This window comes from Akkermansia sp. AE01SA01, from assembly GCF_036417395.1.
Lineage (GTDB): Bacteria > Verrucomicrobiota > Verrucomicrobiia > Verrucomicrobiales > Akkermansiaceae > Akkermansia.
Genome location: NZ_CP143890.1, coordinates 454,351 through 480,414 on the forward strand (window position 1 = coordinate 454,351; position 26,064 = coordinate 480,414).

19 protein-coding genes are annotated in these 26,064 nt (G+C 60.0%); 7 read left to right on the forward strand and 12 right to left on the reverse strand.

The window, feature by feature from the left end:
- Nucleotides 1-23 precede the first annotated feature (23 nt).
- The 9 genes from V3C19_RS01790 to V3C19_RS01830 all read right to left on the reverse strand — a co-directional run bounded on the left by V3C19_RS01790 (nucleotide 24) and on the right by V3C19_RS01830 (nucleotide 13,008).
- Nucleotides 24-5,840, reverse strand: coding sequence for an autotransporter domain-containing protein (locus V3C19_RS01790; protein ID WP_295933076.1), 5,817 nt, complete (start codon nucleotides 5,838-5,840; stop codon nucleotides 24-26).
- Between the two features lie 207 nt (nucleotides 5,841-6,047).
- A complete protein-coding gene (cysE, locus tag V3C19_RS01795; RefSeq protein ID WP_130083560.1) occupies nucleotides 6,048-6,875 on the reverse strand; it encodes a serine O-acetyltransferase in 828 nt (275 codons plus the stop codon).
- Nucleotides 6,876-7,008: 133 nt separating this feature from the next.
- Entirely contained in the window at nucleotides 7,009-7,473 is a 465-nt protein-coding gene (locus V3C19_RS01800; protein ID WP_130083559.1) for a DoxX family protein, read from the reverse strand.
- 115 nt (nucleotides 7,474-7,588) lie between these two features.
- Complete coding sequence (locus V3C19_RS01805) at nucleotides 7,589-8,767, reverse strand: prenyltransferase/squalene oxidase repeat-containing protein (RefSeq protein WP_130083558.1); 1,179 nt, start codon at nucleotides 8,765-8,767, stop codon at nucleotides 7,589-7,591.
- A gap of 5 nt (nucleotides 8,768-8,772) precedes the next feature.
- Nucleotides 8,773-9,558 carry a YdjY domain-containing protein gene (locus tag V3C19_RS01810; protein ID WP_130083557.1) on the reverse strand — a complete coding sequence of 262 codons (786 nt, stop codon included), beginning with the start codon at nucleotides 9,556-9,558 and terminating at the stop codon, nucleotides 8,773-8,775.
- A gap of 115 nt (nucleotides 9,559-9,673) precedes the next feature.
- The gene (locus V3C19_RS01815) at nucleotides 9,674-10,645 is read right to left on the reverse strand and encodes a KpsF/GutQ family sugar-phosphate isomerase (protein WP_295875138.1); all 972 of its coding nucleotides are present in this window, start codon (nucleotides 10,643-10,645) and stop codon (nucleotides 9,674-9,676) included.
- A gap of 44 nt (nucleotides 10,646-10,689) precedes the next feature.
- Complete coding sequence (locus tag V3C19_RS01820) at nucleotides 10,690-11,460, reverse strand: HesA/MoeB/ThiF family protein (RefSeq protein WP_295933068.1); 771 nt, start codon at nucleotides 11,458-11,460, stop codon at nucleotides 10,690-10,692.
- Nucleotides 11,461-11,466: 6 nt separating this feature from the next.
- Nucleotides 11,467-12,027: a DUF308 domain-containing protein gene (locus V3C19_RS01825; RefSeq protein WP_082770231.1), complete on the reverse strand. Its 561-nt coding sequence runs from the start codon at nucleotides 12,025-12,027 to the stop codon at nucleotides 11,467-11,469.
- Nucleotides 12,028-12,075: 48 nt separating this feature from the next.
- Entirely contained in the window at nucleotides 12,076-13,008 is a 933-nt protein-coding gene (locus V3C19_RS01830; protein ID WP_295933066.1) for a hypothetical protein, read from the reverse strand.
- Between the two features lie 65 nt (nucleotides 13,009-13,073).
- Here V3C19_RS01830 and V3C19_RS01835 point away from each other — a divergent pair, with 65 nt between their 5' ends.
- Nucleotides 13,074-13,949 (forward strand): alpha/beta hydrolase, encoded by an 876-nt coding sequence (locus V3C19_RS01835; protein ID WP_295875131.1) that lies wholly within the window; start codon nucleotides 13,074-13,076, stop codon nucleotides 13,947-13,949.
- A 41-nt stretch (nucleotides 13,950-13,990) separates the two neighbouring features.
- Here V3C19_RS01835 and V3C19_RS01840 read toward each other — a convergent pair whose 3' ends face one another.
- Genes V3C19_RS01840 through V3C19_RS01850 form a run of 3 tightly spaced genes read right to left on the reverse strand, consistent with a single transcriptional unit; the run spans nucleotide 13,991 to nucleotide 18,097 of the window.
- Nucleotides 13,991-14,917, reverse strand: a complete 927-nt coding sequence (locus tag V3C19_RS01840; protein WP_295933063.1) for a hypothetical protein — start codon at nucleotides 14,915-14,917, stop codon at nucleotides 13,991-13,993.
- Nucleotides 14,918-14,958: 41 nt separating this feature from the next.
- Nucleotides 14,959-16,953 carry a Sip1-related alpha-galactosidase gene (locus V3C19_RS01845; RefSeq protein WP_330937131.1) on the reverse strand — a complete coding sequence of 665 codons (1,995 nt, stop codon included), beginning with the start codon at nucleotides 16,951-16,953 and terminating at the stop codon, nucleotides 14,959-14,961.
- Nucleotides 16,954-16,999: 46 nt separating this feature from the next.
- Nucleotides 17,000-18,097, reverse strand: a complete 1,098-nt coding sequence (locus V3C19_RS01850; RefSeq protein ID WP_295933056.1) for a heparan-alpha-glucosaminide N-acetyltransferase domain-containing protein — start codon at nucleotides 18,095-18,097, stop codon at nucleotides 17,000-17,002.
- Between the two features lie 131 nt (nucleotides 18,098-18,228).
- Here V3C19_RS01850 and V3C19_RS01855 point away from each other — a divergent pair, with 131 nt between their 5' ends.
- From V3C19_RS01855 to V3C19_RS01880, 6 genes are all read left to right on the forward strand, one after another.
- Entirely contained in the window at nucleotides 18,229-18,858 is a 630-nt protein-coding gene (locus tag V3C19_RS01855; RefSeq protein ID WP_130083549.1) for a L,D-transpeptidase, read from the forward strand.
- Nucleotides 18,859-18,923: 65 nt separating this feature from the next.
- Nucleotides 18,924-21,383, forward strand: a complete 2,460-nt coding sequence (locus tag V3C19_RS01860; RefSeq protein ID WP_303191991.1) for a penicillin-binding transpeptidase domain-containing protein — start codon at nucleotides 18,924-18,926, stop codon at nucleotides 21,381-21,383.
- A 273-nt stretch (nucleotides 21,384-21,656) separates the two neighbouring features.
- Nucleotides 21,657-23,891: a hypothetical protein gene (locus V3C19_RS01865; RefSeq protein ID WP_295933049.1), complete on the forward strand. Its 2,235-nt coding sequence runs from the start codon at nucleotides 21,657-21,659 to the stop codon at nucleotides 23,889-23,891.
- Between the two features lie 315 nt (nucleotides 23,892-24,206).
- Complete coding sequence (atpB, locus tag V3C19_RS01870) at nucleotides 24,207-25,130, forward strand: F0F1 ATP synthase subunit A (protein ID WP_295875111.1); 924 nt, start codon at nucleotides 24,207-24,209, stop codon at nucleotides 25,128-25,130.
- 83 nt (nucleotides 25,131-25,213) lie between these two features.
- A complete protein-coding gene (locus tag V3C19_RS01875) occupies nucleotides 25,214-25,432 on the forward strand; it encodes an ATP synthase F0 subunit C (protein ID WP_067572806.1) in 219 nt (72 codons plus the stop codon).
- 100 nt (nucleotides 25,433-25,532) lie between these two features.
- Nucleotides 25,533-26,060 carry an ATP synthase F0 subunit B gene (locus V3C19_RS01880; RefSeq protein WP_130083545.1) on the forward strand — a complete coding sequence of 176 codons (528 nt, stop codon included), beginning with the start codon at nucleotides 25,533-25,535 and terminating at the stop codon, nucleotides 26,058-26,060.
- Nucleotides 26,061-26,064: the final 4 nt, after the last annotated feature.

Sequence of the window (26,064 nt, forward strand, 5' to 3'; positions counted from 1 at the left end):
ATTACACCCCGAAGATTTTTAAATTAGAAGGTCAGTCTGTAACCGATGCTTCCGTTGAGGCTGTTGGCACGGCTGCGCAAGTCGGCGTTGACATCCGCAAAGAGCGAGCCGGTGTAACCCACCGGAATGGTGAGGCCGGCTCCTATCTGCACGCCGGTGGAGCCTTCCCTGGCCCCGTTCACACGGAAGCCGGCTCCCGGCGCGCCGACGGGCGCCAGCGCGGCGGTGGTTTTCCGGTCGCCCAGGTTCTGGACAACCTGCACCCGCAGTTCGCCCATAGAGGCTCTTCCCATCAGACTTTCCGAGAGTTCCCCGCGGAGCCTGGCGCCCAGCCCCACCGTGCCGTAGGTGGAGTCCATGTCCTCCACGCTCATGCCCAGGCCTCCGGTTTCCGTAAAGCCGTCCATCCGGCTCTTGTAGATGGAGCCATTCACCAGGGGCTGGAAGACGGAAGTCCTGTTTTCGTTCAGGTACAGGTCATACGTGCCTTCATAGAACGCGCCCCAGCTGCTGCCGCTGGTACTGCCGTGCATGGAGTACATGTCGGTTCCCGCCACGCCCGCCGTGCGGTTGAGGGTGGCGTCATTCCATCCGTAGGTGAGAATGAGGTTGTGGGCCCAGCGGCCGGATTGGAGGCGCAAGAACAGGTTGCCGTAGTAGGAGTCCAGGTTTCCGTTGGCCCTGTAGGCGTCCAGATCCCCGTAGCTGGCGGAGAAGGCCGCGCCCCACACGAAGCTGTCGCTGCACGTGACGTCAAAGCCGAAGGTGCCCCCCCAGGTGTTGAGCTTGTAGCCTGATTCGTCCATTCGGTCATCCAGCTTGCGGTAGCCGCCCTCCCCTTCAATCCAGGTGTTGAAGCGGGGAAGGTCGTCGTTGACGTATTGCAGGGAGGCTCCCATGTGCGTGATTCTGTTTCTCAGGTGCAGCACCTGGTCCTTCAGGGCTCCCTTCTGGGCGGAGTGCAGAGCGGTAATCCCGCTGCCCGCATAGGAGGAGAGGGCGGACTGGATGGTTCCCGTGTCACCGGCGGCCTGGGCGTTTCCCACGGCATTGAGGAATTCCATCATGGCGGGGCTGATGTCCTGCGGGGCGGAGGTGACGGCCCACAGGCTGTCCACGGCGGTTTTCTGGTTGTCCGTGGAGGCGTAGCCCTTCAGCGGGCTGTCCCCCAGTTTGGTGAATTGGACCTGGAAGAGCTTGCCGTCGCCGGAGAGCACTTTGCCGATGTCATAGACGAGGTTGGCAAAGCCGGCATAGGTCAGGTTCACCATGTCCGCCGTCCAGCTGGCCCCGTCCGCCGTGACCAGGCCGTTTTCCGCATAGAGGGCGTTGATGGTGAATTGAGGCAGGATAGCCCAGTCCCCCGCGGAGCCGAGGCCGTAAATGTTGACGTTGATGGACGGGGAGGTTCCGTTGATGCGGATGGAGCCGTTTTCCGCCTGGATGGCCGCCCAGCGGGCATCGGCGCTGTGCGAGACGGTTTCCGTGTTGACGGTGAGGTCCAGCGATGCGCCGGAGGCCAGGTCCGCCGCCACGCCGCCGTTGCTGCCGGTCAGCACGAGCCGGACCGCCCTCTGGCTGGGGTTGCCGCCCAGGTAGAGTTTGCCGTTGGAGGCCATGGAGAGCGTGTTGGCCGTGGTGTTGTTCATCAGGGAGAGGTCCGCCGTGGCGTCCAGTCCGGAGGCGTCCCGGGTGTTGCTGCCTATGGAGATGTCCCTGTAGGCGATGGCGCCCTCCGACGCCAGATCCTTGTCTCCCAGTACGAGGTGGCCGCCCACTTGGGTATGGCTGACGTCCACATTGCCGTTCCCGGAGGAGAGGATGATCTGCGTGCCTTCCCCACGGTGGGCGATGGCGCCCGTACCGGTGATGTTTCCCTTGAAGGAGTAGGTTTTCCCGTCGTTGGAGGCCAGTTCCAGACGTCCGTTTGCCCCCAGGTGGAGCGTGCCGTTTTCCTGCTCCTGGTGCAGGCCTTCCAGGGCGATCGTGGAGCCGTCCTGCAGGCGCAGGCCGCCGCCGCCCAGATGGAGCAGCACGTTTTCTCCCAGATTGCTGCCCGTGCCTAGAACCAGATTGCAGTTGTCCAGCTTCAGGGTGCCTGTCCCGGAGATGGCCGCGTTGAGCGTCAGGTCCGAAAGCGTGTCCCTGGCGATGGTGAGCAGGGCCCCCCCGGCCAGGGTGATGGAGCCCGAGCCCGTCAGGTCCGCGGCGGCCAGGGAGGCTGAGTTGAGCGTCAGAGCGGCATCCTGCTCCACGTTCAGGGCGCCGGAGATGATGGAGCTTTCCTTTGTGTTCTGGAGCACGAGTTCCCCCTGCTGCACGTTCAGAGCGGAGGCGGTGATTCTGCCGTCAATGGTCAGCCTCCGTTCTCCGTCCTTGACCAGTTGGGCGCTTCCCAGAATGGAGCCTGCGTAAGCGGTGTTGCCGGGTTTGTCCGGGTCTGCGGAGGTTTCATTGAGCAGCGTGATGATTACATCATGGTCCGTGCCCGTGTTGAGAAGGGCAGCGGCTTCCGTGCCGGCCAGGTAGCGGATGGTGGTTGCCTTGTCCTGGGGAGCAGTCCCCTGGGACAAGTCAATGTTGAGCGTTCCGTTGTTGGTGACGCTGGGCGTTGCTCCCAGGGTGGCGGCGGAGGTGACGTTTTTGACGGTGTTGCTGTCAATGACCATGGCGTCCAGCTGACCAAAGGAGATGATCACCCGGCCGCCTTCCGTCCGGGTAATGTCCCAGGCCATGCCGTTGTATTCGCTCAGCGTGATGTTGTTGGGGTCTGCATGAAGAGCGGCGTTGGTGATGTGGAAGGCATAGTCTCCGGGAGCGGTGAGCCGGGCCACGGCATCCGCCGTCAGCGTCAGGGTGAGTTCTCCCAGCGTGAGGCTGGAACCGTCCGCGTTATTGAATTGGATGATTCCCGTGCCCTCCGCGCCCATGTTGGCGGCGGAAAGCCTCAATTGGGTGTCCGAGCCGGAGAGGTCCGCATGGCCCGTCAGGCCGGAGATGGTGCCGGTGCCGCTGCCCATGTTGATGGAGCCCAGCTTGCCGCCCTCCAGCCCGCCCAGGCTGATGTTTCCGGTGATGCCGGAGACGGAGACGCTGCCGGCTCCCAGACCTGCCGTGTTGGCCAGAGCGCCCTCGCAGATGGATATGTTTCCGGAGACGGCCTGTCCGGCCAGGTCCAGCGTGCCTCCTTCCACCCGGTAGGTGCCGGCCCCGGTGTCTGCGGATTTGAGGGTCAGGTTGTGCGAGGTGCGAATCGTGCCGTTGTTGGTAATCTCCAGCGTAGCCCCCTGGTCCTGGTTGAACCGGAGGGTGGAGCCTGCATCCACCGTCAGGGAGGCGACCGTATCGCCCAGCGCCTTGTCCAGAGCGAGATCCGAGTTGCCGGTGACCTGCACCTTGTCAAAGTTCTGGAGCGTTCCCAGGAAGCCGGCGGTGTAGTGGTCAAAGACGAGCTTCTTTTCCCCGTTCACCGTCCCGCCACCCTTGCCGTCAATCGTGCCGGCGTATTTGTCAAATTTGTGTTCGGATCCGTCTCCGGCAGTGGCGGCAATGTCCTTCAGGGTGATGGTGGTGCCTCCGTTGATGGTGCCGCTGGTTTTGTTGCCGCCGCACAGGAGCGTCCACGCCCAGTTGTCTCCGTCAGCCTTGCCCAGAATGGCGTTCGTGCCCGTGATGGTCAGGCTGGTTCCCTGGGCAATCGTTCCCTGCGTCTTGTTCCCGGCATAAATTTCATTCATGAACGTGCCGCCGTTGATGTAAAGGGAGGTGGAGCCGGAGATGGTTTTGCTCCCCGTGTAAACCCCGCCGAAGATGCGGTGGGAGAAAATGCCGTCATTGAACACCATGGTAATGTCTCCGTTCACGGCGGTGGCATAGGCTCCCGCTACGGAGGTGCGGTCCGCCTCCCCGGCAGTGAAGGAGGTATCAAAGTTTCCGGTGGAAGAGGAGAATTCCAGGTAAATGTCCCCGTGGACGGTTCCGGCGTTAACCGTGCCGAAGACGGTCGATTTGCCGATGGAACCTTCCGCAAAGCGCAAGTTGATGTCCCCGTACAGGTCGTCTGACGTGTGGCCGCCTATCCAGCCGTTATCGCTTATGACGCCTTCCCCCAGCGTTACCCACAGGTCCTGGCGGTTTTCCGCAGTACCGTACGCGCCGCTGTTGGCATGAATGAGTCTGGTACTTCCCGTTCCCGTAATGACGGCAATGTTGGAGTTGGCGCTGTTGCGGACATTGTACGTGTTGTCGGCTCCCGCCGGCGCTACGGCTGTGGCGCCGGTGTCCGTGGTCCATTCAATCATGCCCGGTTTCAGGGCGGAGGCTCCCCCATGAGCCAGGTAAATGGCTTCCGGCCCGGTAATGCCGCTGGAGGAGGGAGCGTAGGAGAGAGAGCCGTCCAATGCCAGATTGGACAGGATGGCATCCAGCGTGCCGGAATAGCTGAAGGTGAGGCCGGAGGAGCTGCCCCCTGCCGCCGTCTGCGCTTCCCCGATCAGGACGTCTCCCAGCCAGACGTAGTAGCCCGCGCTGAGTCCGTGAGCGTTGTCCCCCGCTACGTAGGCTACGCGGATGGAGTCCGCGTTGGCGGACATGTCCTTGGAGTACAGGATGGTGCTGCCCCACTGGATGTACGCTTCATTGACGTTCAGCGTTCCGTTGCCCAGATTCAGGGAAAAGTTGTTTGTGGTGTCCCAGCCGCCTGTGGCACCGTTGCCCAGGCGCAGGGTGAAATCCACCGTGTAGCCTTTGTCCTGCCCCTGGGAGGCACCCCAGTTGTAGGTCAGGGTGCTGCTGCCGGACTTGTTGAAGTTGATCGTGTTATTAGAGATGGTGACGTTATTGGCAGTAAAGCCCTTGGCCGTCAGCTCCTGCTGGGTGATAGCCGGCGTCTGGCCAAAGTTGACGCCCAGCTCGTGGGCGGCTTTCCTTTCCTGTCCGGCTGACCGTCCCGCGTAGCCCATGCCTTTGGCCAGGTTTCCCGCCATCAGCAAATCGCCCTGGGCGTTTGGATGCAGGCCGTCCCCCGCGGGATTGTTGAACATGGACCTGACTCCGTAGAAGGGGGTGGATGAGGCCACGTCAATGATGCCCTGGTTGGCGTCAATGACCGTAACGCCGTCCTTGTCCCGGCCCCAGTTTTTAAGGGATTCATTGTAGTCGGCCACGGCCTGGTGGGTCGCATTGGAATTGCCATTGGAGTGCTGGGTCCAGCACGGGATGGAAAGGACGATGATTTCCGCGTTGCTATTGGCGGTTTTCATGGCTCCCACTATGGAATCCATGTCTCCAAGCAGGTTTTGTGTGACGGTGGAGAGGCGGTCGTTGAGCGTGCCGTTGTTGCCGTCGGAAAGAAGATCGTTGGTGCCGGCCAGGATGAAGAAGGTGCCTGGGGCGGCGGTGCCGGTGAACGTTTGTCCGGTGTAAGTACCTCCTTTTGTTTTTTCCGTGCTAAGGCCCAGCCAGTTGTTAATGTTGGAACCGTTGAAGCGTCCGTAATTGGCACCATCTGCGCGTCCTGCGATTTCATAGGCGCGGGCGCTTGCCTGGGAGGAATGGGCGTTGTTGAATACGCGGCCGCCGTAGGAGATACCCGCCGCCACGCCGCCGGAGTAGTTGCCGGTGTTGATGCCCGCCGCACTGTAGGAAATGCCGTTGTCCGCGAAGATTTTGTGCAGAGCCCAGCGGTAGGAGCCGCTGTTGATGCCGTGTGTGATGGAGTCCCCCACATACATGACGTTGCCGAGGCTGCCGTCAGATACGGAAGCAGAGGTGATGAAGGGGCAGAAAATGCAGGAAGCCAGAAGCGCGGCTTTCAGGGAAAGGGGTAATCTTGGATGCATATTTTATGAATATGCGAATTACGAATTCGCAGCATCTCTCCGAACCAACGCGAAAGTGCCCCTGTTCCTTGATAATGGAGGAGAGAGATATATGACTCAAAAAAAGACCAGCCGTAACGCAACATCCTTCATTTCAATATATTAAAATTTGTAATACTTTGAACGTAAGAATTTTGGATTGAGGCCGGATTCGTAATCCGTTAGCCGTCAGTCGCAAAGACACTGGTTCATTTCCAGCGCGGGATTATCCGGAACGGAGTCATTGACAATGACGGCCGGAACGCCTGCCACGGTGGTGTGCGGCGGGACATCTTCCAGCACGACGGAGCAGGCCGCGATTTTTGCGCATTGGCCGATGGTGACACGGCCCAGAATTTTTGCTCCGGCGCCGATCAAAACGCCGGATTCCACGATGGGGTGGCGGTCCCCTTCCTCTTTCCCGGTGCCTCCCAGCGTGACTTCATGCAGGATGGAGACGTTGTCGCGGATGATGGCGGTTTCCCCCACCACGAAGCTGGTGGCGTGGTCCAGCAGGATGCCGCACCCGATGGAGGCGGCGGGGTGGATGTCCACGGCAAATACTTCGCTGGCAAGGCTTTGGAATTGCAGGGCCATGATCGTGCGGCCGTGTTTCCACAGCCAGTGGGAAATGCGGTAGGTGGTGATGGCGTGGAACCCCTTGTAGAACAGCAGGGGTTCCAGCGGGGTGCGGCAGGCCGGATCACGGTCCACGATGGCGATCAGATCGTGGGCGATCTGGCTCAGAATGCTTTCTTCATCCGCCAGGGCTTCCCTGATGAGGGGCTCGATCAGTTCCCGCGGCATGTCCCGGCGGGAGAGCTTGCGGGCCAGCCGTGCGGAGATGGAGGTGGCCAGGGAGTTGCGGGAGAGGCAGACGTCGTCCAGAATGCCGCGCATGGCGGGTTCCTCGTCCGCCGCTTCCCGGGCGCATTCCTCCACCCATTCCCAGACGCCGTTGATAACGCATAGGCAGTTGGTGCATTGCCGGAGTTTGGTTCTTTTCAGGCTGGTCATGAGCGGGCGGGGATGGAAGGCAAAAAAGGAAGGGCCTCCCGCAAATGGGCGGCCTCTCCCTTATGAGTACCAGAGTGCGGCGGCGTTGAGAACAGGAAAGTATGTCCTATGCTTCCCGGAGGGGACATGCCCGTCAGCCGAAGATGGCGTGCACGATGTTCATGAACCACGCGTCTATGGACCAGGGTCCGGGTCCGGTCAGCAGAAGAGCCAGTGCCGCTCCGGCGTAAAGAACATGGAATTCAATTCCTTCCCCAGCCTTTTTGCCGGACCAGTTGGCAAAGTAGCCGTTTTTGAGGTGCTTGGTCATGGCAACGATCATCATGATCATGACTCCCAGCGCCGCTACCCGTGTGAACAGCCCCAGGACCAGGCAGATGGGGGCGCAGAATTCCGTGAGCATGGCCACCTTGGTGAGGAACGGCGGAATGCCCATTTTTTCCGTAAATGTCCGGTAGGTTCCGTCCCATCCCGCGCCGCCGAACCAGCCCAGCACTTTCTGGGCGCCGTGGGGCCACAGGATCAGGGCCAGGGTGAGGCGGAGGACCAGCAGGCCCCAGCCTGCCGCGGCGATGGTGATGGAATCAATGCTGTTCATGAAAGGGGAATGATTCAGTAAAGACCCTTTTGTTGTTTTAGGCGTTCATTTCCAGAAATGAAAAAGGCCGGAAGGAATGGAATTCCTCCCGGCTCTTGAAACCGTCAAGGGACGTCTATTTGGGGATGGAGTGGTACAATTGCTCCAGGGAAAGGACGCAGTATGCCGTGACCAGGACGGGGTCCGCCTCCCACCAGCGGTTGTTGGTGTTCACCCAGGAGCCGTCGCTTTTCTGGATGGAGATGAGCTTGTTGGCCAGTTCGTCGCGCCAGTCCACCTTGCGGCCGTCTTCCAGGGTCAGGTAGTCGATGCCCAGGGCGCTGAGGGCCTTGGACATGGCCTGGTAGTAGTAGTAAAGGCCCTGGACGCCCATGCCGGGGTTTTCATCCAGGTTGTAGCTGTTTTCCAGCCATTTGAGGGCCAGCTTGACACGGGGATCGTTTTTGTCCACGTTGGCGTAGATAAGGGACTGCATGCCCGCATAGGTCATGCTGCCGTAGGCCTTGGGCGGTTCCGCCTTGTCAAAGGCGGCGCTTTTCGCATCCTTGGCGCTTGCTACGCCGGGGCGGTACACGAAGCCGCCGAGCTGGGATTTGTCATCCGATACCCAGGGTTCCTTGTTGACGGCGGGGTTTTGCTGGCAGCGGTTGATGAATTCCGTGGCCGCGTTCCAGTCCAGGTCGGGCTGTTCGCCGTATTTGCCGTCCTTGGCGAGTTTCTGGGAGTAGTAGATGGCTTCCAGGGCCAGGGAGGTGTTGGAGAGGTCCGCAATGGGGGGAGCCTTTTTGTCCCCGTAGCCGATGCCGCCGTTGTAGGGGTTGTCCGGAGCGAAGTGGTTCTGCTGCTTGATGAGGTAGGCGCGCGCCTTGAGGATGGCGGGGGCGTATTCCTCCTTGTTGGCGGCCAGCAGGGCCATCATGCACACGGCCGTGTTGTAGGAGGACATGCCGCGGTTGAAGATGGAGCCGTCCTCTTTCTGGGATTTCAGGATGAAGTCGTATCCCTTCCGGATGTATTCTGGGAGGGGCTTGCCCTGGTTTTCCGGATCGCGCATATAGGCGGTGACCGCCAGGGCCGTCAGGGCCGGGTAGGAGGGCTGGGCCCAGTAGCCTTCCGGATTCTGTTTGTTTTTCAGGTATTCATTCCCTTTTTCAATGGCGCGCAGGATTTCCTGCTTGATGGAGGCGTATTTGGCGGAGGCCGCTTCTCCCGGAACTGCCGTGAGAGTGGTTTGCCCCAATGCCGCCGTGCCCAGCGCGGCGGCCAGAGTTAATGAAAGTACGGATTTAAACATGATGGTTATTGTTTGGGTTGGACCGTTTTTTGAGAGATGGTGACGGTGACGTTGGTGCCGACGGGCAGGTTTTTCCGGGGATTGACGATCCAGCCCGTGTCATTGACGCCGTCGTGGAAGTCTCCGATGTAGTTGATGGGGGAGGTGCGGCTGGCAAAGATGGAGATGATTTCCCCGCTCAGGCTGGCCTGGTAGGCCCCTTCGTAGAAGAAGGAGTTGGTGTAGAGCCAGTCCTTGGGATCAATCCCCTTGCGGGTTTGGGAGTTGACGACGAAGTCGGAAAAGTCGCTTTTCTGTTCCTTGCCGTCCTGCGTGTAGGTCATGACAATCTGGACATAGGCGTCCGCATAGTCCGCCGGTTTGGGCTCCGTGAAAGGAAGCCATTCAAAGTTTTCATCCCGGACCGGGAAGAATTTTTCAAAACGGTGAAATTTGAGAAGGGTCATGCCCAGACTGATGTGCAGGGGGTCCGCCTCGGACACCAGCAGCGATTCATGAAGCTTGCCGTTGGGCATGCAGCAGACGTATTCCAGAATGCCCTCTTTCATGTTGACCTGGGCATTGAAGCTGACGGTGCGCTCCTTGTGGTTGACGATGACGTTACCTATCTTGATGCGGTGGTCGTCCAGCGGTTCGAATTTGGGTACCGTCTTGCCGTCCGGCAGGGGGACTTCCGGGGAGGTTTCCTCCTGTTTCTGCTGTGCCGGGGTTTCCTGGGCAACGGAGATGTCCTGGGCATGGGAGAAGCCCCAGGCGCAGGTGATGAGGGGTATAAGGAATTTGAGAGACATGCCGATTTTTTTTAGATTGGAGAAGGAACGGGTTCCGTTCAATGAAAAAGGCATCCGTGATGGATTTGTTACTTTTCTACCACGGATGCCGGAGAGTGTCGGACGGATGCGGAGGTTAGACCAGCTTCATCCGTGCCAGGTCCTGGAGGTCGATGATGCCGACGGGCGCCATGTCCTTGTTGAGTACCACCAGGTCGTCAATGTGGCGGTTGCTGACGGCTTTCACGGCTTCCGCCGCCAGGTCGTCTTCCATCACGTAGATGGGGTTGCGGGTCATGAGGCCGCCGACGGGCTGCTGGCCGATGAGAGGGTTGGCGCCGTAGGCCCTGACGAAGTCGCCGTGGGTGAAGATGCCGGCCAGTTTGCCGTCCGCCGTGAGCAGGATGCAGGCTCCCGTGTGGGCGGTGGTCATTGCTTTCAGGCAGTCGTTGACGGTGGCCGTTTCCGGAAGAATGGCCATTTCATCCCCCTGGCGCATGATGTCGCTCACCCTGGTAAGGAGGGCGCGGCCCAGGGAGCCGCCCGGGTGGCGTTTGGCAAAGTCTCTTGCGGTGAAGTGGCGCGCTTCCACCAGGGCCATGGCGAGGGCGTCCCCCATGACGAGCATGGCCGTGGTGCTGGACGTGGGGGCCAGGTTCAGCGGGCAGGCCTCGCGGGAAACTCCCGTGTCCAGGACGACGTCCGAGTATTTGGCCAGAGAAGAATGGATGTTCCCCGTCATGGAGATGACGGGAAGTTCAAAGCGCTTGATGAAGGGAAGGAGGGTCAGGAGTTCCGTGGTTTCCCCGGAGAAGGACATGGCGATGCAGACGTCTCCGTCCTGGACGATGCCCAGGTCCCCGTGCAGGGCGTTCAGGGAGTCCAGCATGACGGTGGGCGTGCCCGTGGAGTTCAGGGTGGCTACGATTTTGGCCCCGACGTTGCCGGATTTTCCGACGCCGGCGATGACGATCTTGTTGCCGCGGTCCAGGGCCAGGGACATGAGGTCCACGGCCTTGTTGAAGTTTTCATCCAGCCGGGACAGGACGCCACGCAGTTCTTCAATCTCCATTTCAAAAACGGATCTGGCGCGTGTTAAATGGTTCATATCTGGCGGGAATGATGCCAGAGGCCCCTTCTTCCGTCAATTTTTCATTGCGGCTCCTCCTCCCCTCCGTTCCTGCATTTGCAGGTGGGGCTGGGATGCAGGGGAATGACCGTGAATCGCATGCGCAGGGTGTCCGCGGAGAGCAGCCCTCCCCTGAGCGGAGAGGGGATGCCGGCAAGGGCTTTCAGGGCTTCCAGCGCCTGGATGCACCCGATGATTCCCGCATGCGCGCCCAGGATGCCCGCCGCGGAGGCGGTGTCTTCCTCCTGCATGGGCGTTTCCTCCGGAAAGAGGCAGCGGTAGCAGGCCGTGCCTTCGTGGGGGGCGAACACGGTCGCCTGGCCGATGAAGCCTTTCACGGCGCCGTGCACCAGCGGGATGCGGAGGGCGGCGCAGGCATCCGCCAGGGCAAAGCGTGCCGCGTAGTTGTCTGAAGCGTCCACGGCCAAGTCGCATTTTTCCAGCAGGGCCAGGGCATTGTCCGGCGTGAGGCGTTCCGTGGCCGTGGTGATTTCCACGGCGGGGTTCAGGGCTTTCAGGCGGCAGGACGCGCTGTCCGTCTTGGCGGTTCCGGCGGAGTCCGTGGCGTGCAGGATCTGGCGCTGGAGATTGGAGAGGGTGACCTCGTCCGGATCAATGAGGGTGAGCCTGCCCACTCCGGCGGCGGCAAGGTAAAGGGCCGCGGGGGAACCAAGCCCCCCGAGGCCCACCAGGGCGATGTGCGCCCGTTTGAGTTTTTGCTGCCCTTCCTCGCCCAGTTCCGGCAGGGAAAGATGCCTTGCGTAGCGTTCCGTTTCTTCCTGGGTGAGGGGCATGAATGATTAAAGTGATTCGCGGAGACGGCCGGAGCGGCCGCTGAAGGCGTACAGGAGCAGCGTCCATCCGGAGAAGATGAGTTCCACTGCAACCAGCGTGCCGATGAACCAGGCGGAGGATTCCGGCCAGCCGAAGATGACCATGAGACCAAGAATCAGCGTAATGATTACATTGAACAGGCGCCATCCGCTGGCAGGAAGGGAGCGGGTCTGGAGCCATAAGGCGCCCTGGAAGACGGCTGCGATGACCAGGCCCCATCCGATGATGAGCGTGGTGATGGCCAGGGAGATGTTCGGGTCACGGAACAGGAACCAGCCGACGATGGCGTACAGGATGGCCATTACCAGGTTCCACCCTCTGGAGGCCGGAACGGTAAATACCTGCACCAGCCGGATGACGGCCAGTACCATCAGCATGATGCCGATGACCCAGATGAAGCTGGCTCCTACGAGCCAAGGGGACGCCAGAGCAATAAATCCAAGAAATAGCTCAATGACGCCAAGGATGCCCATCCACCATGAACCGCCGGACACCGAGGTGCTGTTGACTTGAGGTTGAGTTGTCATATGGCGGTATGACCGGACCCGCGCAGGAAACGTTGAAGAATGACGATTTTATTTAGCGGCGCCCGGTACGGCGGGTGCGCTTTTAGGGACCATGGTCTTTAATAATTCCGGGGTGACGTTGATCAGCGAAGGCCCGTTTCTTGGGAGTTCCTTGGGCGGAACGAAGTAGGAGAAGGCGCGTGCGGGGAGGTGGCCTGGAATTTCCGGCATGATGTACACTTCCACCAGCACGGCTCCTTTTTCGCCGCTGGGGCTGTCTGCAAAGTTCAGCGTGATGGAGTTGCCCCCGTCTCTGAGGCCTCCGGAGATGACTTCCGCCTGCCTGGTGTTGTCAAATTCATGCTGGGAGATGTTGTTGATATTGGCCTTTACGGTGCGGCCGGGGCAGTCCACCAGGATTTTGGCGATGTATTTGGCCGGAGGGCAGAGAGGAGGCACGGGCGGGATTTTTCCAAGAGGCTGGAATCCGTCCTGCTCCATGAGCACGGTGGCGTCTCCGCGCTTCAGGCGGTCCCTGACGGCGGGGAGGCGGGAGAGGTTGAAGAAGCGGGCCTGGTCGTATTTCCATTTGCCGCGTTCATTGGTGAACAGCAGGACCAGAGCATTGGCGTCTGTGGGCTCCTCGCCCAGTCCCAGGTCCACTTTTCCGTAATAGGTGGCCGCCGCCGTAGGGCCGTCCACCACGGAACCCACGTACATGAGCGGAGACAGGGCCGGAGGCGCCATAGGCTGCCTGAACAGGGAGGCGGGGAAAGGGCGCTTTTCGGAAACGGCCAGATTGCGGACTTTTACCTGGCGGTAGGCGGAGGTAGTGGCCCTCCATCCGTCATAGTTGCCGCGGAGCATGTGCAGGCGCCAGGTGTTGTAGGCCACGTCCAGATCGTCCCTCAATTGGGAGTCTCCAGGGCGCGGTGCCGCGGGAGCGGAATTCACGAGGGCTGCGGTGCAGCAGGCAAGGGCAAGGAAGGAGCGGAAGGTCATTACACGATTATTTAGACATCAAACTTGCGCGGAGTGCAACACAATTGCATCATGAAGCCGTTCTCATGGAATTGTTCACGGAAGCCGATCATCTGGCGGAAGCCCGCTACAGGAAACTGTTGCGGGAACAGCCCGGCTTTGCATGGAGGCGCTTTTCCGACGGAGAGGAACTGATGGCCTACGCGTTTTTTCCTCCGGGCCATGAGGCGTCCGCTTCCATCCCCTCCGTCCTGTTTTTTCATGGCGGCATGTGGGTGGGCAAGAGCCTGGGGGATTTTGTGCCGTGGGCCCTTCATCTGGCCCAGCAGGGCATTGCGGGCATTATTCCAATGTTCCGCACGCGCGGCGCGTATGAAGTGGAGCCGCTGGATATTCTGGAAGAAGCGCGCGAGGCCTGGGCCTGGGTGTATGAGAATGCCTCCCTGCTGGGGCTGGACCCGGCCCGCATTACCGTAGCGGGCAGCGACGCCGGTGGGCTGATGGCCCTGCATGCGGCGCTGCCGGACCAGCCCGCCCGCTGGTCCCTTTTCCGTAAAAAAGCTCCTTTGCCGCCCGGACCTGCGGCGGTGGCCCTGTTCCGCGGCGTATGCGACCTTTCTGCGGATTCCGTGTTCAAGCTGACGGACACGATGACTCCGGAACAGAGGGATTCCCTGAATCCGCTGAAGCGTTTGCAAAAGGGGCTTCCCCCCTTGTTCGCCAGTCATGGGGGACGGGACAGGTTGCTGCCGTGGCGGACCAGCGAACGCCTGGCGGAATTGTGGATGAAGAAGAGGAATAAGGCCAGGTTCGAGCTTCTGGACGTGGCCGATCACACGTTTTACCATTTTAATGTGAATGCCGCCTATTTTGAGCAGCTTCTCAACAGTTGGAGCTCTTTCATGGTGGAGCAGGGCCTGTGGGAGTATAACGAGGGGATGGATGCGGGCCTGCTGGGCTGAGCCCGGCGCGTGGAAGGACCGTTTTGCGGGTACGGAGGGCGTTATTTCCTGCCGCCCAGCATGTTTTCCCTGATTTCCTGCATGTCGCGGCGGAATTCGGCCTGCGTCCGGGGCGTGGGAGGCTTGACATCCCATTCCGCCAGTTTTTTACGCACGCGGAGGAGCAGTTCCTGTTCGTCCACGCCGTATTTTTTACACAGGGGGGACAGGGCCAGTTCGGTACCCGTGAAGCGGCCTTTCAGAAAGAACGGCAGGTCATGCCGCCATGCGCGGCGGAAGTCTTCCGGGCATTGTTCCGTATTGATGGGGGAAAAGAGCTCCCGGACCTGGCTTTCTCTGATGCCTCCGGCGTTCATGCAGATGGAGGTTTCCACGTAGGCGAGCGTGAATTCCAGCATGACCCGTTCAATGGATCGGGCGGCTTTTTCCAACTGGGCTGGCGTGAGGCCCATGACCTGGGCCCGCAGAGCCGCCAGCGCCTTCAGGATGTCTTTGGGATTTCCGCAGGTGCGGGGGTCCATGCGGGGGATTTTTTCCTCTTCGTCGTAAAGCGGGATGGGGGGACGGACGCCGGGATCTATTTTGAACAGGCTTCCCTGGAGCCGTTCCCGCAGATCTTTCAGGCTGATGCCGTATTTGCGCAGCACCGGGGCGGCGTAGTTGCGGCCCGGTTTGGCCGCCTGCTTGAGCCAAGCCTCCTGGAAGTCCGCAGGGCAGTCTTGCAAGCCCGCGGCCAGCATGGCCTTACGGAAGTCTTCCGCCTTGGGCGTCTTGTTGACATAGGCGTGAGTCCATTCCAGTTCCAGCATCCAGATGGCGGTCAGGCTCAGGAATTGTTCAATGGCTTTTTTCGGTTCCTGGGCATTTGGCGTCGCCACGGGCTGCGCCGCCGTGTTTCCGGATGCCGCAGGGGGCAGCGAGCACGTCAGCAGGACCACGGAAACCAGCGTGATACGGAGAATGCACATGGGTTTATCATGACAGGCCCGTTTTCCGGTGGCGAGCAAATTCATTCCGCCGTTACCGTGACGTCCAAGGGCCGGGAGGAGACGGGGAATTGAAGTTCATAGAACCCGTTTCCCAGGTTTTTGACGGGCGTGCCGCCTGCCTTGACCGGGCCTTTTCCATGCCAGATGACGACCGGTCCCGATTCCCTGATGCGGAAGCGAAGAGAGGTTTCCGCATATTCCGGGCTGCCTTCGACGGCACAGGGGGAGAGGAATTTGTCCCCTCTGCCAATGACGGCCCAGCCGCCGACAATCGGAGCCAGGATGAACAGGCGGTCCTGGAAGCCCGTGATCTCCACGTCCAGCTCCGGACGGGATGCCGTGAGGGCGCGTCCCCCTTCCGCCGAATAGGCGGCGATGCCTTGCATGGGTGTCCCGTAGTAGTTTAGCGCCTGCTTTCCTTTCAGCAGGGCGGCGGCGTAACGGTAGTCGTTCAGGGAGATTTTTCCGCGGACGGCCGTTTCCGGAGAGGGGTGTTTCAGATTGTACAGGACTACGGCGGCGCTTTGGCCGGGCAGCGGGGCGATAACCCGGTAAAGGCGGTTTTCATTCAGGGCATCCAGAAAGACGGAGTCCGGCAGGGGGACGGCGGGGGCCAGGGGCCGAAGCAGCAGTCCGTCCGACCAGACGAGGGGCATGATGTGTTCCGGGTTGAGCTTGTCCGCCGGGTCCGAGAGATAGACGGGACCGCCGGATACGGCCTTGGAGACGGCCATCAGGCGGGCGCTGGCGGGGTCCGTGGAATGGAACATGTCGTGGTCCGGCCATGCAGTCTGCCCCAGCCATAGCGTGTTGGCGTAGGACTGGAGTAGGTGGGATTTGCCCATGGCCTCGTCTCCCATCTTGTAGTCGATGCTGCACCGGGTGACGGCGCTGTGCCGCGTGTTCTGGATGTTGACGGTTCCCTGGGCCATGCAGTTGATCAGTTCCAGGCCCGTCTGGCGGCATGCCTTTTCCAGCGCCTCGGAGCATTTGGTGTTGTGGTGGACCGGATTGTCCAGGCCGTCCGCCTGTTTCAGGTATTCCGCCTGGACGTCGATCTTCACGAAATCGAATCCGGCATACCTGACTGACTGGAGAAAGGGCTTGTAGAATGCTCCGGCTCCGCCAGGACCGTCGCCGGGCAGGATGCAGCCCTTGGGGGTGGAGACCAGTCCGCGCGCGGCCTGAGGGCCGAGCCGGTGTTCGGGGTGGATGCCCTTCCAAAGGCCATAATAGCAGTGCCACAGGCCCATCCATTTCAGCTTGGCGCTTTTGTGCTTCATGAGGGGTTTCCAGCCCTCCGGGAATTTATCCTGCCGGGGCTGGAAGCTGATCAGCTTGAGCCCTTCCTGGACCTGGAAGCCGTCGTCCACCAGCAGCCACCGGACGGGTACGGGGGATTCCTCCAGATGGCGCGCCGTTTTTTCAAGAAGGGCGGAAGTGATGTTTTTCTTGTATTGTTCCCAACTGCACCAGCCGAGATATTTGAAGGGTTCCGGGTAGGCCTTTTTTTCACGGGGAAGGGTTCTGCCTTTCAAAAAGGGGAGGGACAGGGCTTTTTCCCATACGGCGGAGCAGGTGTTGTAAATATTGCCGTCCACGGCCATGACGGCGAGGACGGACTGGGGTTTGGCGAGGTTTTTCCCCAAGGTGCCGTATTCCACCATGAAGTTTCCCTTTCCGTCAATGTTCAGCCAGGCCAGGGAATCCGGTTCGGCAACGGGCAGTACGGCCATGTACCGGCCGTCCTTGAGATGGAACAGGGCAAACATGGCGTGCACGCCCGGCTTCGCGACGGTGGGGTTCGGCTTGTCGTCCATCAGCTTGCCGGGGTCCGTTTTGCCAAACCAGGGCAGCACGCGGTTGCCGTCGCCGGGCCATCGGCCCCGGTCCGCCGCAAACCAGCAGAAGGATTGGTAGGGCGGTACGGGAAGGGGGAGTGCGGTTTTTCCCGGTACGGGACGCAGCAGGGAGGTTTGCGGCTGGGCAACGGCCGTCCAGGCAGTGAGTGCCATTAGCAATGGCATGATCAGGCGTGCGGATGTCATCATGTTCAGTAGGCTACAGTTTGATAAAAATGCTGCGTTTGTAGAAGAAAAAAAGAATCAGCCATTGCAGCAGGAGCAGGGTGACGGCCAGAAAAACGGGCTGGAAGGGCGGGAACAGGTCTGCCGCCCCGCTGAAGATGCGCTGGTTGAGGGAGTGGATGTTGAGAAGCTGGTAAATCAGGTAGGCCGCCAGCGCGTTCAGGCCGATAATACGCAGGGGGAACGACCATATCCGGAATTTCCAGACGTCTATGACCAGATGGAAAAAAGCCAGCAGTATCAGGGAGACGCCTGCCGCGGCCAGCACGAATGTACCGGTCCACATTTTCTTGATGATGGGGTAGATGCCGTCCAGCCCCCACGCCATTCCGAACAGGCATGTTCCCGCGGCCAGCATCAGCAGGATGCGGCGGATTGGCGGCACGCGCCCGTCCTGCAGGAAGCTTCCGGCCAGCCAGCCTCCCAGGCACAGGGCGGCTGCGGAAATGATGCAGAGGGGGCCTTCCGGATCAAATGTCCCGCCGTGCAGGCTCCCCGGGAGCATGTGCGCGTCCAGCCATGAATTGACGGAGCCGGAAGGAGTGAAGTCCCCTCCGAAGAATTGGAGCAGGGCGACCAGGGCCAGAATGCCGCCTGTCGCGGCGGCTATGGCTTTCCGGCGCCTGAGCAGGAGCACGCAGGTGCCCCCCATGGCGCAGGAAAGGCCGATGAGCCCCAGCACGGACGCATACCTCATGTCTTCCGTCCAGGTAAGGGGGCCGTTGACGAGCATTCCCAGGAGGACCAGGAGAGAGGCCCTCTTCCAGATTTTGAGCAGGCCCGGCCCCGGTCCGGTTTTTTCATCCGCATGCCGTGACAGTGAGAAAGACATGGAAACGCCCGCAATGAAGACGAAGACGGGGAAGACGAGGTCATACAGACGCAGTCCCTGCCAGCCGGCATGAGTCATCTGGATGGCGGCGGTGTTGAGCGGTCCGTTTCCCGGCGCCCTGGAAGCCAGCAGCAGGATAAGCGCGTCCAGTCCCAGGATGACGAGCATGTCCAATCCCCGCAGGGCATCCAGGGATGCCAGTCTTGGGGGGCGTTCGGAGGTGGGAGAGAGATGATTCACGGCAGGCCGGGAGAGAGGTGGAACAGGGATATATACGCGAGAAAGGGCTTTTCTTTATCATTCCGTGAAAACATGCCGGCCGGAAGGGAATCGTGCTTGATTTCCGCAGTTGGAGAGGGTAAGCAAGCCGCATGCCGCGCGCGCCCATTACCCTCCTCCTTTTCCTGTGTGTGTCCGTGCTGCTGGCGGGGTGCTCCTCCTCCACGAAGGCTCCCAACGGCAGGCCGCTGATGAAGGACGGCAGGTATGCCTCTTCCTACAATGCCTTTGTGGCGGACCCGAATTACCGCCATACGCGGGACGTCTGGTATCACGACGCCCGCATCAGCCGGGCCGGGACGAAGAACAGCAAAATTGTCATTCATCTGAAGAACCAGCGCGGCGTGCTGTGGGTCGACGACCAGGTGGCCATGGATTTCCCCGTCTGCACCGGAAGGTCCACCCATGAAACGCCGCGGGGCAGGTTCACCATCATCCAGAAGGATGAGGATTACCGTTCCCGGTCCTACGGCAGTGTGTTTGACGTGAGCGGCAAGTGCGTGAATTCGGACGCGACTTCCTCCTCTCCCGTTCCGCGCGGCGGCAAGTTCATCGGAGCCAAAATGCCGCTGTGGATGCGCATTCACGGAGGAATCGGCCTGCATGTGGGGACCGTGTACCGGGATGCCAATTCCCACGGGTGCATCCGGGTGCCTGTGGAGGCATGCCGCATTTTGTTTGACAAATGCGGCCTGGGAACGGCCGTAGTAGTTCAGGAGTAAGTGCAAGCGCGAATAATCGTTGATTCCTGCCCGTACATTTGGCACACTTCCGCAAGTTCATGAAAATGATGGCTTTGATACGTTCCCTGGTGTTGCTGGCAAGTTTGGGCGCCTTTGCTGCGGACACGGCCTGCGGCCAGGCCGCCCGCAGGGGAAGTTCTTCACGCCGGGCTGCACCCGCGGCAACTCCTGCTCAGGCGCCGGCAGAGGATGACGCCGTAAAAACCGTTGACCTGGGCGACAGGAAAACGTCTGACGGCACCGCTTCCGGAGAGAGGGAGGGGCTGGGCGATGTTCCGGAAATGCCCAGGGAAACGGACAAGGAGCAGAGCGGGCTGGATTCCCTTTCCCTGATTCCTTCCTTGAGCGGAGGCCGCCTGGATGCCGCGCGCGAGGCCCACACCAGCACGCGACCTTCCGCCAGGACGATGGCCCTCCTGATTCCCGCCCCCCGCGGCCCCATTCTGGACCGCCACGGGGAGCCGCTGGCCGTAACGCAGGTGGCCTACCAGCTGGCCTTGAGGTTTGAGATTTTTGAGAATCCGGACAGGTCCCGCGTGGTGGAGTTTGCCCGCAACTGCCTGGAGCAGGCGGAGAAAATAGCCGGAAAGGCATGGACTTTTTCCGATGACCAGTTCTGGAAGCATTATGAACACCGCCGCTGGCTGCCCCTGCCGTTGACCAATGTCATCCGCGCGGAAGATGCGGAGAAGCTGAAGGACAAGGTGAAGAATGTCCGCGGCCTTCAGCTGATGCCCATTTACATCCGGTATTATCCGGAGAAGTCCGTTGCAGGCCATATTGGCGGTTATGTGGGCTCCCGCGGCAAGCTGCCTACGGGGCCTATCAACCACATGGACCCCCTGTTTGAGCAGGTGGAGGGGCGTGCCGGGCTGGAGAAGGAATTCAACAAGGCCCTGACCGGAACGCCGGGCGTATGGCGCCTGATGTTTGACGAGGACGGCAACAAGATTCTGGACGAACTGCAGATACGCCCCAAACCGGGCGGCGCCGTGGTGACCACCCTGAACCTGAAATGGCAGCGGGATGCGGAACGCATTCTTTCCCGTGGCAAGAGACGCGGCGCCATGGTGGTGCTGGACTGCGTGACGGGGGAAATACTGGTGATGGCCTCCACGCCTTCCTATGACCCGAACCTGTTTATCCCGAACATTTCCCAAAAGGATTACGATGCCCTGCGCAATGACCCCGCCGGTCCGCTGGGCGCCCGTGCGTTCCAGGGGCGCTATCCCCCCGCTTCCACGTTCAAGGTGATGACCGTTGCCAGCGCGCTCAAAAACAGGAAAATTACGGAGGATTCCGTGATTGACTGCCCCGCTTCCATCCCGATCGGCAACCACGTGTTCAAGAACTGGAGCAAGGTGCCTCTGGGTCCCGCCAATTGTGTCCGCGCCCTGGCGATGTCCAACAATCCGTTCATGTACCAGATGGGACTGAGGCTGGGAGCGGAAGCGCTGATGGATACTGCACGGGCTTTCGGCCTGGGTGAGCGCACGGGGCTTCCTCTTCCGGATGATCCCGGCCTTGTTCCTACCAGCGAGTACATGATCCGCAATTACAAGCGCGATTTCATGCCGGGAGATGCCGCCAACCTGTCCATAGGCCAGGGTCCCCTGCTGGCGACGCCTCTCCAGGTGGCCCACATGATGGCGGGCGTGGCCAACGGCTATCTCCCCAGGCTTCAATTGATCAAGCAGATCCAGGACGGCAATTCCAATGTGGTTTACGCCCCCAGGCCCCAGGAGGTGCAGCGACCGCTGCCCGACTATGAAAAAGCCCTGGCCAGCGTGCGCAAGGGGATGAAGGCCGTCATTGAAGGCGGTACGGGCGGTCGCGCCCGCCTCTCCTATTCCAGCATTGCGGGCAAGTCCGGAACGGCCCAGTGGGGGCCGGAGCGGGAAGACAAGCGCCTGGCCTGGTTTGCCGGGTTCATGCCCTATGAAAATCCCCGTTTTGCGTATGTGGTGCTGCACGAAGGGCGGCCGCATGAAACCCTGGGCGGGGGCGCTGTTGCCGCGCCCATCGTGAAAGAGTTTTTTGAACTGGAGAAGAAGGATATCAAGGCCATCATCGACCCGCCCAAGGATGACATTCCCGTAGCGGAACCGGTGGAGGAAACTTCCGCTACGGAAGCGGCCGCCATCCGTGAGCAGGGCCGCGTTCCCGCCGTAGTCCCGGACAACCTGCCTCCCGGCCTGTATGATCCGGAAGGAATGGAGCCTATCAAGGTTCATGAAATTCCCGCTGATCTGGACGATTCTTCCGATGCCGAAATCAAGGCGACTCCCGTGGGCGGCGTTCAGCGGAGTGCCCGGCGGACGGCTCCTCCGCTTTCGGAGGACCCTTCTGCGGCTCCGCTGGCTCCGCAGCGCGGGGATTCCGACTACATACCGGGTTTGCCCCGCCAGATTCCGCGTCATCTCAATCATACCGTTCCCGTGACGTCTCCCGCTCCGCGAGCGCCTATGCCGGCGGATGATATACCGATGGCGGAACCTCTTTAGGAATAACTGGCTGTGGCTGGAGTGCATCGTGATTTCCCTGTCCGGAAGGGAAGAATATGCCGTTTGCTGCGGCTGTGGATGGGAGGAAGGGGAGAGGCTTATCCCGTGGCGGCAGGGGTGACGCGGCCGGTTGATGCCGCTGCTATTCCTCATTATGCTTGCGTCACACGGCGGGAATGCCTATATACTGTCAGTGTTGCATGTCGATAAGGCTGTTGTGTCCGGATCTCCGGACGCCCTGAGAGGTGCATTAAGACCCCATGTTTCAAGACAATGAAAACCCATTATCTTTACTCCATACCCTGTGTGGCGCTGACTTGCGCCCTTGCCGGATGTTCCGACGACAATAAGAATTCTTCCGGCAAGCCGGACCAGGATGCCGCGGCGTCCACTCCGGCCGCCGCGATTGACCTGAGCAAGCCGGTCACTGCCGATCTGGTGGCGAAACGCGCCGAACGCCTGGGCATAGCCGCCCTGTTCCCCAGGGAAATGAGCATGGTAGGGGGCATCTATGACATTCCCGGCATGATCAAGGGCTTCCAGGGCCTGAATATGTTCAAGACATGGGGAGCGTGCGAAGTGGATGTGGAAGAGGAGGATGAAAGTATCGCTATTTCTGGAGAGGACGGGGACGAGGTTGTCGTGAAGGAAGATCTTTCCGAAATTACCGTCAAAAAGGTGGACAGTCCGGTTATTGACGCCATGGTCGGCTTCGGACCCGGATGGGCGGCCTGGCTGGACAGCGCCCAGGGGGCCTTTGGCAGTATGGGGCAGAACCAGATGGAGTCGATGCTGGACATGTACACCCTCTTTTCCTCCGTCAGTTCCGGAGTGCAAGGAACTCCTGAGGCTCTGTCCGCCAGAACTTCGGTAATGATGAACAGGACTTTCAAAACGCTCGCTCAATGGGCTGCTCTGGTCGATCTGCGGCCTTCACAGGACAAGACGGCTCCGGTGATGGTCGCCGCCAAGCTGACTCCCGATGCCCTGGCCCAGGTCCAGTCTGCCCTGAAGGATGCCAATCTGCCGGAAGACATGGAGCTGCACGGCATTGTGTCTCTGTATGACAAGACATACAACGGCCTTGCGTGCAAGGTGGCGGAAGTGGACTGCAAGAAATTGCGCGCCAAGATAGAAGAACACCTGAAGGATGTTTACTCAGAGAATTCCATTACTCCCGAAACCAGGGAGCAGATCAACGAGGCATTGAAGCGCCTTGATGATTCCAAGCTGTATGCGGTCGTCGGTTTCGTCAATGACACGCTTGTAGGCTTTGTGACCGCGAATCCCGAATTGCAGGTGCATGTGGCCGCTTCTCCGCAAGATTCCGTCGTTGCCCGTCCGGATTTCAACATGGCGGACGGCCAGCTTCAGTATCCCGCCTACGGATTGTGCTTTGTGGACAAGGCTTTGGTGCAGGCCACGCTGAAGTCCGATATAGCCATGTACAAGGGCTATCTGACCGGCTTGAAGCAGGTGATGGAATTCCTCGGCAAGGAATGGAAGGTTGCGGATATGGCTCCGGCCCTGTCCTCTCTGGATTCCATTCAGGGAAATATTCTCGGCTTCTATGATAAGATAGCGCGCAACGCCACGCCCGTTTCCTGGTATTCCTGGCAGAACCAGGGGGTTCATCTGGAAATAGCCATGTACCCGATGGACTGCTACAAGCTGGATGCCCCCACGGCCATGAATTCCGTGCGTCCGGGGGCGGATACCGTTCTTTACTGGTCCGGCGCCGTCAACCGTGAGACCGTGGATATGTATCATTCTTTGGTCGGGGATGTTTCCCAGATCGTGTGGGACTACGCCAACGCCTACATTGCCGATCCCAAGAATAAGGTGAGCGACCAGGTGCGCATGGCTGCTCCCATGATCCAGATGGCCCGTCCCACTATTGAAGAACTCTGGAAGGCCCAGAAACTGGCCTGGAACGGGATGACCGGCGCAGGGGCTTATGTGGTGGACATGAAGGGAGCTCCCAATCCCATGCTTCAGAATGTTCCGTCCCCGCGCTTCTCCCTGGTGTATGAGATCAAGGACCGCGCCGCTCTGGCGCAGGCCTGGCAAAAGGTGATCGATGCTTCCAAGACGATTGTTCCGCTGGTCAGCCAGGGCAAGATGACGGAACTGCCCGCTCCCAAAGCCACTACGGAGGGAGATGTTACGACGTACGATTATCAATGCCCGATGGGTCCTGATCTGAATCCGGTGGTGAGCGTGTCCGATAGCCGCTGGGCTCTCAGCATGCCCAAGGCGTTCGGTGACGAAGTCCTCAAGGAGTCCATGAAGGCTCCCGGTCAGGTGGCTCCGATGGAGTTCCAGTTGAACCTGGTTCCGGTCCGGGATGCCTTGAAGAGCGCCGCTGACGGAAACAAGGACATCCAGAAAGCCACCAAGGCCCTGGACGTGATCACCTCCGACATTACGGGCATTCATGCTACGGGCTACAAGGCTGGAGACGGCAGGGACGTGTACCACATTCATATTCTTTCCGCCGGCAAGTAAATCTGCCATGACGTTTTGCGGGGGCCGCTTCACCATACGTGGAGCGGCCCTCTTTTTTATGCGGTGCGGAAGAAAGCTCCGCCTTTTCGGAAAGTTCATGGGTGTTCCCAACCCCTTCTTTCATGGCGGAGAGGGTGCAGGAACAGGACAATTCTCCTGGGGAGTATAAAATTATGAACAAATGTATACATTTTATTCACGTGGCAAGTTTTGGACTTGCCAAGGGTAGGGCGAAAGTCCACAATCATCACTGTCAAATAAAGGAGATACCTTTTATTTGACGGAATGGACACAAGCAATGGCTAGAGAGAAACAATGAGCAGATTTTTCCAGTTCCTGTGGTTGGCGGCGGCAATGGTGTCCGGCATGCTGGGCGGCACTGCCCAGGCAGCGGAGGAAAGCGGAGGCCATGGGCTGGACCAGGCGGCCCCCCACCTGTTTTCCCTGCCTCTTCCTGGAGGAATCGAACTGCCGGTTTCCAATTCCATGCTGATGCTTTTCCTGGCCGTTCTCCTCATCAGCCTGGTGGTATGGCTGGCTACGCGCGCCATGAAGATTCTTCCCTCCAGGTTCCAGAACATGGTGGAGTATTTTTTTGAGACCCTGTACAATTTTGTGGAGTCCCTTCTGGGGCCGCGGCTCACCCGCAAGTATTTCTGGTACTTCGGCACCATTTTCACCATTATCCTGGTCAGTAATTACATGGGGCTTTTGCCCGGCGTCGGCACCATTACCTATCATGGGGTCCCCCTTTTCCGCGGGGCGAACGCCGACCTGAACGTGACCATGTTCCTGGGACTGTTTTATGCCGTGATGTGGCTGTACTGGAGCATTCGGGAGCAGGGGCTGAAGCATTTCTTCCTCCATCTGTTTGGTCCCAAGGGGGGGATGAAGGGGTTCATGGGGGCGGTGCTGGTGCCCATTTTCATTTTCGTGGGGATTGTGGAGTGCCTCAGCATTGCCATCCGGCCCATTGCGCTGGCCGCCCGTTTGTTCGGAAACATTTACGCTGGTGAGACGATCATTGAAACGATGTCCCACATGTTCGGCCCCCTGGGAAGCGCCTTGTGCGTACTTCCATTCCTGGCCATTGAACTGCTGGTCGGCTTCATCCAGGCACTCGTATTCCTTCTCCTTACCGCCATTTTCCTGAAGCTCCAGATAGGCGATGAAGATTCCCAGAGGCACGACACTCCTCCGGAATCCCTGCCGGAACCCGGAGCCGGGAACAAGCCCTGAACCGGGTGCAGAATTTCCGTTTCCGACCATGGGCAAACCGTGGGGGAACGTTCCAACAACAAAAAACATAACCAACAGACAATATGATTGATCCTACCGCAATGGCTTCCCTTGCCGAACTGTCCGGCAATGTGGGGTTCGGCCTCGTTACCATCGGCGCCGGCCTGGGCATTGGCATGATTGGCGCGAAGGCCGCTGAATCCACCGGGCGCAATCCCGGCGCTTCCTCCTCCATCATGGTGATTGCCATCACGCTGGCGGCCCTGATTGAAGGGGTGGCCCTGATTTCCATTTTCATGTAGTCATGAATTTGCTCCGTTCCCGGGCGGCGTGGCCCGGCCGGGAACGGCCTTCCCCTTTTCCGGAGTATTTTCTCCGGCATGTTCCAACCAATTCATTTTTATGCTGCAAATCATAGCCGACCAGTCCTGGAACCCTTTCGCGCCCTTTGGCGTGACAAGCTGGGAGCCGTTTCTAGCCAACCTGATCGCCTTCATCCTGATGGTGGTGATTCTGCGTTACGTGGCATTCAAGCCCATCCAGAATATTCTGGAAAAAAGGCGCCAGCGCATTGAGGAAGGCGAGGAAATGCGGGAGGAAAGCGAACGCCAGCTGGCGACCGTGAAGGAACAGACGCGGGAAATGCTGGTGGAAGCTGGTGAAAAGGGGCAGGAGAAGATAGACGCCGCCAAGGCCGCGGCCGCCCGTTTGCTGGAAGAGCAGGAAGCCGCCGCTTCCGAAAAGGCGGCGGAAATCATCAAGAAGGCGCATGAGCTTTCCGCTCTGGAACAGCAGAAGGAGCGCGACGCCCTCAAGGAGCAGTTTGGCCAGCTGGTGGCGCTTGCCACGGCCCGGGTTACCGGAAAGGTGTTGACGGAGGAAGACCAGCGGCGCATCAACCGGGAGGCCATTGACAGCCTGGATTCCTGAATGT

What these genes read in the sequence shown, in the direction of transcription:
- V3C19_RS01805 (WP_130083558.1), bottom strand. Translation starts at nt 8,767, where the DNA reads ATGTTTAAATCCGTACTTTCATTAACTCTGGCCGCCGCGCTGGGCACG.
- V3C19_RS01815 (WP_295875138.1), bottom strand. Translation starts at nt 10,645, where the DNA reads ATGAACCATTTAACACGCGCCAGATCCGTTTTTGAAATGGAGATTGAA.
- V3C19_RS01830 (WP_295933066.1), bottom strand. Translation starts at nt 13,008, where the DNA reads ATGACCTTCCGCTCCTTCCTTGCCCTTGCCTGCTGCACCGCAGCCCTC.
- V3C19_RS01825 (WP_082770231.1), bottom strand. Translation starts at nt 12,027, where the DNA reads ATGACAACTCAACCTCAAGTCAACAGCACCTCGGTGTCCGGCGGTTCA.
- cysE (WP_130083560.1), bottom strand. Translation starts at nt 6,875, where the DNA reads ATGACCAGCCTGAAAAGAACCAAACTCCGGCAATGCACCAACTGCCTA.
- V3C19_RS01860 (WP_303191991.1), top strand. Translation starts at nt 18,924, where the DNA reads ATGATGGCTTTGATACGTTCCCTGGTGTTGCTGGCAAGTTTGGGCGCC.
- V3C19_RS01835 (WP_295875131.1), top strand. Translation starts at nt 13,074, where the DNA reads ATGGAATTGTTCACGGAAGCCGATCATCTGGCGGAAGCCCGCTACAGG.
- V3C19_RS01875 (WP_067572806.1), top strand. Translation starts at nt 25,214, where the DNA reads ATGATTGATCCTACCGCAATGGCTTCCCTTGCCGAACTGTCCGGCAAT.
- V3C19_RS01820 (WP_295933068.1), bottom strand. Translation starts at nt 11,460, where the DNA reads ATGCCCCTCACCCAGGAAGAAACGGAACGCTACGCAAGGCATCTTTCC.
- V3C19_RS01880 (WP_130083545.1), top strand. Translation starts at nt 25,533, where the DNA reads ATGCTGCAAATCATAGCCGACCAGTCCTGGAACCCTTTCGCGCCCTTT.
- V3C19_RS01810 (WP_130083557.1), bottom strand. Translation starts at nt 9,558, where the DNA reads ATGTCTCTCAAATTCCTTATACCCCTCATCACCTGCGCCTGGGGCTTC.
- V3C19_RS01840 (WP_295933063.1), bottom strand. Translation starts at nt 14,917, where the DNA reads ATGTGCATTCTCCGTATCACGCTGGTTTCCGTGGTCCTGCTGACGTGC.
- atpB (WP_295875111.1), top strand. Translation starts at nt 24,207, where the DNA reads ATGAGCAGATTTTTCCAGTTCCTGTGGTTGGCGGCGGCAATGGTGTCC.
- V3C19_RS01790 (WP_295933076.1), bottom strand. Translation starts at nt 5,840, where the DNA reads ATGCATCCAAGATTACCCCTTTCCCTGAAAGCCGCGCTTCTGGCTTCC.
- V3C19_RS01865 (WP_295933049.1), top strand. Translation starts at nt 21,657, where the DNA reads ATGAAAACCCATTATCTTTACTCCATACCCTGTGTGGCGCTGACTTGC.
- V3C19_RS01845 (WP_330937131.1), bottom strand. Translation starts at nt 16,953, where the DNA reads ATGGCACTCACTGCCTGGACGGCCGTTGCCCAGCCGCAAACCTCCCTG.
- V3C19_RS01855 (WP_130083549.1), top strand. Translation starts at nt 18,229, where the DNA reads ATGCCGCGCGCGCCCATTACCCTCCTCCTTTTCCTGTGTGTGTCCGTG.
- V3C19_RS01800 (WP_130083559.1), bottom strand. Translation starts at nt 7,473, where the DNA reads ATGAACAGCATTGATTCCATCACCATCGCCGCGGCAGGCTGGGGCCTG.